The organism is Chitinophaga dinghuensis, assembly GCF_003259435.1.
Lineage (GTDB): Bacteria > Bacteroidota > Bacteroidia > Chitinophagales > Chitinophagaceae > Chitinophaga > Chitinophaga dinghuensis.
On the sequence record NZ_QLMA01000006.1, the window covers coordinates 1 to 4,006 of the forward strand.

The following is a 4,006-nucleotide window of genomic DNA, read 5'->3' on the forward strand; positions in this document are numbered from 1 at the left end:
AATCAGACTAAATCTAAATGGAATGAGCCCGGTAAAATACCGAGCTCAGTTCCAAAATACTTAATTTTTTTATCCAACTTTTGGGGAGCAGTCCATTAATGTAAGCCTTTTTTATTTTCCTCATTGACAGGTGTGGGTGAAAGTGAACTTATGGCCATTTTTCAAAAATTGGAGCATCGAAGTTCGGTGACTGGAACAATATGTTGTCCTCCTAATTATTGCCTAAGCCAGTTCTCTTTGATGCACCACCACCATATCCCCGTTTTCAGCGTACAACACAATTGCAATAGCATCGAAGCCGTTACGTTGCATGTAAGGAATATCCACCTCTCGGCCATCCATTAGCTTAATCAGGCCATTTTCCTGAACAAAGCCTTCGTCTTTATCCTCATAATCGATATTATTGTAGGTGCGTACCACTACTTCGAATATCTCATTCCCTGCCGCATCCTTGTATATATTCTCTGCGTTTCGATGCGGCATTTTATGGAGATCCCATTCATTGTTGAACAGGTTATCATAGCCATGCGCACAATAGTCGAACAGCAGTATTTCTTCCCCGGTGGCCACATCTACAGCATATATTAGTTCGGGGGCTTCATTGGTTTCTACTATAAGGCCATTGAAGTTGTTGCCATAATTGCGACGGTGCATCTCCTGATGTGCTTCTTGCTGCTTTACCTCCCAGGTATAAAGGTCGCCGTAGTATTTTATCCTGAATTTTCTCCCACCTGTGGCAGATTGTAGCTGGCCACGCCATTCCACATCATGCATTTTTTCGAAATAAGCCGGATTGGCTTCAGTGGCATAAGGTGAATATAGATCTGGCGCCTGTCGCTTGTTGAATTGCATGCTCGAAATATTTTGTGATGAAATTATCTTTTATTTCCAAGTATACAAAGAATTGATAAGAACCGGCACACCTCCGGCGATAGAAGCTCGATGTGATAGCTGTTTCCTTTGCCTTGGCATCAGGTACGGATATTGAGCAGCTGGCACGTGTCTCCCTAAAATACTATTCAAAGAATACTGCTCTGGGTGGGAACCCTTCTGTTCCCTTTGGGCTATCAAACAAGCGCTCATTTATTAATTTTTTTAAGGAAATTTGTACCAAATAGTATCTGCTATGAATGGAAATAGGTCTGTGAATCTGGATTGCGTTTACAATGTTCTTCACCTCATTGAGCAGCACTATGACCAGGATATATCAATCAAGCAGCTGGAGGGGGCTTCTCACTATTCTTACCGAAATATTCAGCGTATTTTCAAATACACCTGCGGAGAAACGATAGGCGCTTATCAGAAGCGGCTCAGATTGGAAAATGCCTATAAGTTAATGCTATATACAAATGATAGCATTACTAATATTGCCCTTAAAGTTGGCTTTGAAAGCCTGGCTTCCTTCTCCAAAGCGTTTAAAGAGCATTTCCACTGCGCTCCTAAAGAAGCAAAATTGAGTAAAACGCTTTTATTCAGCGATGCTGGCATCGCGCCCGTTGAATCCGAGATATACCTGCAACCTGAGATCATTTATTTCCCCGCCGTAAAGGTATATTATGAAAGCGCTTTTATTCCATATGAGAATACCAGGATTGAACAATTATGGGAGCAATTCCTGCAAAATGAATTTCCGGCTTCCTCCACCACCTATTATGGAATCATTGCGGATGATCCGTTGATCACAGCAGAACTGAAGTGTAGATATGACGCTTGTTCCTCTGAACAGTCGCGCAACAGGATACTACCTTCAAAAGTGATCCTGGGCGGCCGTTATGCGCAGTTTATTCATACCGGCACTTATGAGACAATAGAAGAAACGTATAAGAATATATATGCAGGCTGGATATTGGATTCGGACCTGGAATTTGCACATACACCCATCGTCGAACACTATATCAGGCATCCAGACAATTCAGATGTGATAGAGGATCAGCTCACTGGCATACTGTTGCCTCTTAAGTAAGATTGTCAATTTCGGACAACTTTTCGGTAGCACAGTGGTATAGCTTTGCTGTATTCTAAAAAAACATCTTACAAATTCAATTATGCGTAAAATGGAAAGCTTACTGCTTCTGCTGCCTTCACTGTTATTGTCATGCACTAAAGAAGTGACTACTCAGCCACCTACAGATACGAGTATTGTATATACCATGCCGGACGAATCCAGTCCGCATGAAGGAACCTGGCTGCAATGGCCGCACCAATACCAATATGGTAAAACCTACCGGAACCGCCTGGATCAGACTTGGGTTGCTATGACTAAAGCACTGGTACCAAGCGAAAGGGTACATATTATTGCTTATGATCAAGCGGAGCAAGAGCGAATAACCGCTTTGCTGCAGCAGGCAGCAGTGCCATTACAGCAAATAGATTTCAAGATCTATCCAACAGATGATGTATGGGTAAGAGATAACGGGCCCATCTTTGTAAAAGATAAGAATGGTCAGATCCTGATAGAAGATTGGGGATTTAATGGATGGGGAAAGAAAGCCGCTTATAATAATTGTAATGCCATTCCAGGAAAGATTGCGGCGGACCTTCATATGAAAGGGATCGACCTCAATGGAACCATGATTAATGAAGGAGGCAGTGTGGAGATTGACGGGAACGGAGTGCTGATGGCCTGTAAAAGCTCCATTTTGAATTCAAATAGGAACCCCGACATGACACAGCAGCAGGCAGAAGAAATATTTTCCAAATATCTGGGCGTCACCAAATTTATCTGGCTGGAAGGTAAGGCTGGACTGGATATAACGGATATGCATATCGATGGATTTGCAAGATTTGCCAATGCTTCCACGATCATTACCATGAATACAAATGATCTGGATTACTGGCAGGTGCCGCAGGATGATGTCACCAGGTTATACGCTGCTACCAATAAAGCGTCTGTTCCTTACAAAATTGTGCAGGTACCGCTCACCCAAAATGATGTGATCACTACATACGGGAAGAATCTTGGAAAAGCGTCCTATATTAATTATTACATCGCCAATACAACTGTTTTGGTACCGAATTATAATGATCCCAATGACGCAGTGGCCATGAATATCATTCAGCAACTTTATCCAAATAAGAAAGTTGTCGGTATAGATTGTCGTAATCTGTTTGCCAACGGAGGAATGATCCATTGCGTTACCCAGCAGCAACCACTGCAAATAAGTACCACAAAATAATTGTTGAAGTTCAAAAGCTAATTTATCCGTCTCTACGCAGTAGAGGCGGATTTTTATTTATATTTTAAATGGTGTTGTAACGGTTAAATCAATATGCAGTGATACTGCATGCTGGTTCAAATGCCTTTAACTATTGCTTCGTTGCGATGATATTATACTCCTGATGCTGGATGGTTCCAGTATATAGTCTGTAGTGTTCTCGATAATATTTGCTTATTCGTATATGTATTTAATGTTATTTTATTAAGGTTAGTATTCCGAATTTATCTACTGAAAGAGTTTTGCAGTTGAATGGCCTAGTTTTAACATCAGTAAGGATGTTGTTCGCGATTGTCTGCTGATAGTGTGTTAGCAGTGGATTGTGTTCTGTTAAATTAATAATGTTTTCCTATGCACCCATTTTACATGCAACAGATTTTCAGTTGCACAGATTTATTTTGTCGGAATAACCATTGCGATTTTATGTCGGTTCTATATTCCCCATCTTTGCCAGAACGCGATCCATTTCATATGGTCGTGTATGATGCATGTTGTCCGTAAGGACATTTGATATAACGTTGTAGTTACCGGACTACAGTAATGGAAGACCCTCAATTGCCGCCGCCATGGAGGTAAAGCAACTATTGCTTGCTCTACATGGATGGTGCAAAAACTGTTATAGTCACCTTTTGAAACCCGAACTGTTAAATCAAGAGCGCCATTTTCACCTGGACATTTACATTCCGTTAATCCGACTTGACCAACAGCAGCTATGGCTGCTGCTGACTGATATGAATTATAGTATTCCAGGATGAAGGATAGCCTCTATGTTAATCTTAAAATAATACCCG

At 41.3% G+C, this 4,006-nt stretch carries 3 protein-coding genes; 2 read left to right on the forward strand and 1 reads right to left on the reverse strand.

Annotation, left to right across the window (positions count from 1 at the left end):
• Window positions 1-222 precede the first annotated feature (222 nt).
• Window positions 223-852 (reverse strand): hypothetical protein, encoded by a 630-nt coding sequence (locus CLV59_RS17770; RefSeq protein ID WP_111593427.1) that lies wholly within the window; start codon window positions 850-852, stop codon window positions 223-225.
• A gap of 274 nt (window positions 853-1,126) precedes the next feature.
• Between CLV59_RS17770 and CLV59_RS17775 the strand changes: the two genes are divergently transcribed.
• Both CLV59_RS17775 and CLV59_RS17780 read left to right on the forward strand, forming a co-directional pair.
• Entirely contained in the window at window positions 1,127-1,963 is an 837-nt protein-coding gene (locus CLV59_RS17775; protein WP_111593428.1) for an AraC family transcriptional regulator, read from the forward strand.
• A gap of 91 nt (window positions 1,964-2,054) precedes the next feature.
• Window positions 2,055-3,176 (forward strand): agmatine deiminase family protein, encoded by a 1,122-nt coding sequence (locus tag CLV59_RS17780; RefSeq protein ID WP_211323943.1) that lies wholly within the window; start codon window positions 2,055-2,057, stop codon window positions 3,174-3,176.
• The last annotated feature ends 830 nt before the right edge of the window (window positions 3,177-4,006 follow it).

Excerpts from the sequence above, each read along its gene's own strand:
- CLV59_RS17770 (WP_111593427.1), bottom strand. The coding sequence starts at position 852 with ATGCAATTCAACAAGCGACAGGCGCCAGATCTATATTCACCTTATGCC.
- CLV59_RS17780 (WP_211323943.1), top strand. The coding sequence starts at position 2,055 with ATGGAAAGCTTACTGCTTCTGCTGCCTTCACTGTTATTGTCATGCACT.
- CLV59_RS17775 (WP_111593428.1), top strand. The coding sequence starts at position 1,127 with ATGAATGGAAATAGGTCTGTGAATCTGGATTGCGTTTACAATGTTCTT.